The organism is Escherichia sp. MR (assembly GCF_005280595.1).
GTDB classification, from domain to species: domain Bacteria; phylum Pseudomonadota; class Gammaproteobacteria; order Enterobacterales; family Enterobacteriaceae; genus Escherichia; species Escherichia ruysiae.
The window spans coordinates 1-4,693 of the sequence record NZ_SZVK01000104.1 but is presented as its reverse complement, the minus strand read 5'-3'; the positions used below and the strand labels follow the sequence as shown (position 1 = coordinate 4,693).

Genomic DNA, 4,693 nt, shown 5'->3' with positions numbered 1-4,693 from the left:
GCTGATAGAAACAGAAGCCACTGGAGCACCTCAAAAACACCATCATACACTAAATCAGTAAGTTGGCAGCATCACCTGCGTTGTCGGGAAGATACGTGATCTGATCCTTCAACTCAGCAAAAGTTCGATTTATTCAACAAAGCCAAAAAAACCACACAGTAAAACCGCAATATGAAACAATAATAGATAATTAAACCAAAAACAGATAGCGCATTGTGATAATCATTCAATACTAAACAAAATATAAACAGTGGAGCAATATGTAATTGACTCATTAAGTTAGATATAAAAAATACATATTCAATCATTAAAACGATTGAATGGAGAACTTTTATGCGGGCGAAACTTCTGGGAATAGTTCTGACAACCCCTATTGCGATCAACTCTTTTGCTTCTACCGAGACTTTATCGTTTACTCCTGACAACATAAATGCGGACATTAGTCTTGGAACTCTGAGCGGAAAAACAAAAGAGCGTGTTTATCTAGCCGAAGAAGGAAGCCGAAAAGTCAGTCAACTTGACTGGAAATTCAATAACGCTGCAATTATTAAAGGTGCAATTAATTGGGATTTGATGCCTCAGATATCTATCGGGGCTGCTGGCTGGACAACACTCGGCAGCCGAGGTGGCAATATGGTCGATCAGGACTGGATGGATTCCAGTAACCCCGGAACCTGGACGGATGAAAGTAGACATCCTGATACACAACTCAATTATGCCAACGAATTTGATCTGAATATCAAAGGCTGGCTCCTCAACGAACCCAATTACCGCCTGGGACTCATGGCCGGATATCAGGAAAGCCGTTATAGCTTTACAGCCAGAGGTGGTTCCTATATCTACAGTTCTGAGGAGGGATTCAGAGATGATATCGGCTCCTTCCCGAATAGAGAAAGAGCAATCGGCTACAAACAACGTTTTAAAATGCCCTACATTGGCTTGACTGGAAGTTATCGTTATGAAGATTTTGAGCTAGGTGGCACATTTAAATACAGCGGCTGGGTGGAATCATCTGATAACGATGAACACTATGACCCGGGAAAAAGAATCACTTATCGCAGTAAGGTCAAAGACCAAAATTACTATTCTGTTGCAGTCAATGCAGGTTATTACGTCACACCTAACGCAAAAGTTTATGTTGAAGGCGCATGGAATCGGGTTACGAATAAAAAAGGTAATACTTCACTTTATGATCACAATAATAACACTTCAGACTACAGCAAAAATGGAGCAGGCATAGAAAACTATAACTTCATCACTACTGCTGGTCTTAAGTACACATTTTAAGAACGCCAACTAAAATTTCCCCGAGGTGAAAATCGCCCCGGGGAATAACTAGCCATTTCAATGTAACAATTAACCCTTAAAATAAACCCAGAAGGTTATTAACTAAATCACATAGAAAACCATCAATTATAGTGTGTATAAAATAGGCGACAGCAACCCAATTACAAATTAATGGTTCCAGAATATCACATCAAAAAACACGCTGTATAATATTATAATTAACATGTAGACAACTTGTAATAAATATTATCAGTCAATTGTTTTGTTTATTCCATCTGTGACGCCGATTATTTTCTCAAAATAATGAGATGGCGTGACACCATAATAATCTTTAAATGCACATATGAAATATGAAGTACTGTTATAGCCACATTTCTGGGCTACGACATTGATAGAATAAGAGTTTGAAGTTATGAGTTTTTTTGCATACCTCATCCTAGTATCTCTCAATATTTCAGTAAATGACGTTCCTTCATCCCTTAATCTTTTTTTTATTAAACTTTCACTCGTATAAATCAATTCCGCAATATCTTTTAAATGCCATTGCCGCTCAATATTAAAACTGATTATTCCAGTAATTTTACAGGTAAATGTATTTATATTTGTTAGTATAAATGAATTTACACTTTCGCGTTTTTTGAACATGGCAAGTAAGGATATACATAGTCTTTCTTTTAACCAAAGGGAGTGTGAGTCTGCTATTTTAATCCCTTCAAACAGAGAAAAAACAAGCGATAATGGAGGTTCCTCTTCAGCAATATAGCCATTCTTATCAAGAGTAAATTTGCCAGGCAACTCATTATTCACGTCGATAAAAAAGGATAAACATGTTTTCTTATCTATATCAACAATTCTTAGTTTAGAGGGGCATACTGGTAACTCTCTTCTAATTTTGTCGCTTACAATAAACAATGAATTTTTTTTGAACGAGATAACTCTCCTGTTTATAATTAAATCAAATGATTGACAGATGAAAACTACGGAGCAAACATAATCCATCTTGCACCTATCATAAAATTAAAACAAGTTGATAGTAGTCAAATAACAACCAATTAAATACACAATCATAATCAGGATGATGTGCATTTATATTTTTATACACAAAATTATAGTTTGCAAATTTTAATAAATTTCATTTAAGATTAAATTATTATATGTATATTGTTTTTTATTCTAACGTATTTCAAAGTTACATTTTTTCAACGATTACTATGCTTTTTATTAACATAAACTCACTACAACGCACCTGAAACCTCTTGCTATATATATGTCAACCGTTTGAATTTAAAATAAAAAGAGTATCATTTTTACTTGCATTTCTTATCAAGTCACATTCAACAACAGTAAAAAAACATTATTAGAACCATTCAATTAACAAAAAACCAACATCCAGCTTACTTAATTTTTCTTTATTAAACGATATTGAAAATCAATTGATAAAATACATCTAAACAACTTTTTGGGGCGCAAAAGCATAACATCAAACAAACAAATAACACACCGAAAAAACTCACAATTAATAACCTATGATATACATACTGTTTATTATGGTTGAATAAGCCACTCGATATCTGGTGCTACGGAAGTGTCCACACGGTTTAGCAGCATCCGATACTTTTTCCAGGCTTCCAGCAACGGGGTTTCTTCCTCCGTTGCATATACAGCTCACCTTTTTTCACCCACGATTAACCAACAGCCAGACCAGCAGACACGCCACCACCGGCACAGCAAAATCCATCAGGCTTGCCACATCCCATGCACGTGTATCAAAACCGCCCCACCACGGCATATTCATTCGCTTGCCATGCCCGAACATTTCGATCCAGCGATATTCTGCCTGGGTGTGTTCACGCGCAATGAAGAACGTACAACCGGCTATCGCTCCGTAAGCCCAGTTCCCGGTAAAAAGACCAATCAGTAGCTGCGCAGCCACAGCACAAAGTGCATGAAGGAAAGGTGTTATATCCATTTTCATCCTACCCAATAAAATGGGGCGCTCGGCCCCTTAATATTATTTAGACGCAAGCGCCGCCTCAATTGCAGATAATCTTTGTCTTAATTCTGCGTTTTCTTCTTCCAGTGCTGTTATCCTGTCGTCTGACTCTCTGGCTACCTGAACAAGCAAGCCAGTAACACCAGAATAATCTACAGTGTAATACCGTTCACCTTCTTCTCCATCTAATCCACTCCCGCCGTCTGGATATTTCATCATAGCCCCTACGGCTTCGGGGATGGCTTCCAGGGTTTCTTGTGCAATAACACCAGCGTAAGGCATACCGTTTTCTTTAAGCGTGTATGTATAGCCGTTCATTTTACGAATGCGGTCGGTTGCATTATCGATCACCTGAATATTGTCTTTCAGATCCCGGTCAGAGCCTTGATTAAATGCACTTGCATTGCACGCGCCGTTAACCGTTAATTCGTAGGTATTGCTGGTAGTTTTCTGTGCGTAGAACATATACAGAGCCTCATCTACGCCAACTTCATAAACAACCGGACGGCTAGAATTACCCCATAGTCTAGTTGTTACGCCAGCGTGAGCGGTTCCCTGTGTGTTTAATGTCATGGTTGACCCATGATTAGCATATTTGATCTGTAATGTGTCGGTGTAATCAAATTTAATAAGCGCGTTACTTCCACGCTTGCTGTATGACATAAGGCAGTTACCCATTTTGAGGTATCCGCTGTCACCGGGAAAAATCATCGTACCGCCATAAAGGTTGGTAAAGTCCCAGCAAATGTTTGTCCCGTTATCGTTCAGGTTAAGGCGCGCCATTGCGTTACCTGGACTGTCTATCCATTTTTTGAGGTATAGTTCGCAATACGCATCCTCAACACCTGCCGTCCTGTGAGTTGAGCGGAGTTTTCTCCCAAATATAGCTCCGCTAGTTGGCAATACTTGCTGATACCATGAAGCAGACCAGTCACCAACGGTTTCATCTTTGCTGTCTACATATGATTTTGTTGCGTAGCTTCCTTGATCGTTTTTTAATTTGCTAACGTCGGATTTTAGCGTTTTGATGTCATCAGGAATTACTGTCGATGTAGCCATTTTTCTTCCTCACATCCAGCCACGAAGTTGATGCTCAACAGCAACCACGTATTCATCGAATATTGACGGTGTTTTCACATCATTAATGATGCGCACGTTTACAAAATATTCGTCTTCCTTAACACATACCGGTTCGCCATCTTCATTCAGTTCTCCGGTTTCTTTGTACACGTTACCTATCACGTCAATAAGAATATCATCCTGCATCGACTCATCATCATAATAGCCAGTGCTATCCATAAAGGCCGAAAAATCGGCCCTGTCGGCAAATTTAAGTGTTGGTAATGACTCTAACTTATTGATAGTGTTTTATGTTCAGATAATGCCCGATGACTTTGTCATGCAGCTCCACCG

The 4,693-nt window shown here is 38.7% G+C and carries 6 protein-coding genes and 1 pseudogene; 1 reads left to right on the top strand and 6 read right to left on the bottom strand.

Going from position 1 to position 4,693, the window contains the following annotated elements:
• Window positions 1-333 precede the first annotated feature (333 nt).
• Window positions 334-1,287, top strand: coding sequence for an omptin family outer membrane protease OmpT (gene ompT / locus FC814_RS22175; protein ID WP_137326475.1), 954 nt, complete (start codon window positions 334-336; stop codon window positions 1,285-1,287).
• A 249-nt stretch (window positions 1,288-1,536) separates the two neighbouring features.
• Here the strand turns inward: ompT and appY are convergent, their stop codons facing one another.
• The 6 genes and pseudogenes from appY to FC814_RS23805 all read right to left on the bottom strand — a co-directional run bounded on the left by appY (window position 1,537) and on the right by FC814_RS23805 (window position 4,691).
• A complete protein-coding gene (gene appY, locus FC814_RS22170) occupies window positions 1,537-2,286 on the bottom strand; it encodes a DNA-binding transcriptional activator AppY (RefSeq protein WP_000386784.1) in 750 nt (249 codons plus the stop codon).
• Window positions 2,287-2,832: 546 nt separating this feature from the next.
• A pseudogene (locus FC814_RS22165) lies at window positions 2,833-2,943 on the bottom strand (tail fiber assembly protein); the annotation flags it as partial.
• Window positions 2,944-2,962: 19 nt separating this feature from the next.
• Complete coding sequence (locus FC814_RS22160) at window positions 2,963-3,256, bottom strand: hypothetical protein (RefSeq protein ID WP_000355602.1); 294 nt, start codon at window positions 3,254-3,256, stop codon at window positions 2,963-2,965.
• Window positions 3,257-3,298: 42 nt separating this feature from the next.
• Entirely contained in the window at window positions 3,299-4,339 is a 1,041-nt protein-coding gene (locus FC814_RS22155) for a tail fiber domain-containing protein (RefSeq protein WP_137326474.1), read from the bottom strand.
• A 9-nt stretch (window positions 4,340-4,348) separates the two neighbouring features.
• Complete coding sequence (locus FC814_RS22150) at window positions 4,349-4,579, bottom strand: hypothetical protein (RefSeq protein WP_137326473.1); 231 nt, start codon at window positions 4,577-4,579, stop codon at window positions 4,349-4,351.
• 55 nt (window positions 4,580-4,634) lie between these two features.
• Complete coding sequence (locus tag FC814_RS23805; protein ID WP_003032489.1) at window positions 4,635-4,691, bottom strand: IS1 family transposase; 57 nt, start codon at window positions 4,689-4,691, stop codon at window positions 4,635-4,637.
• Window positions 4,692-4,693 lie beyond the last annotated feature (2 nt).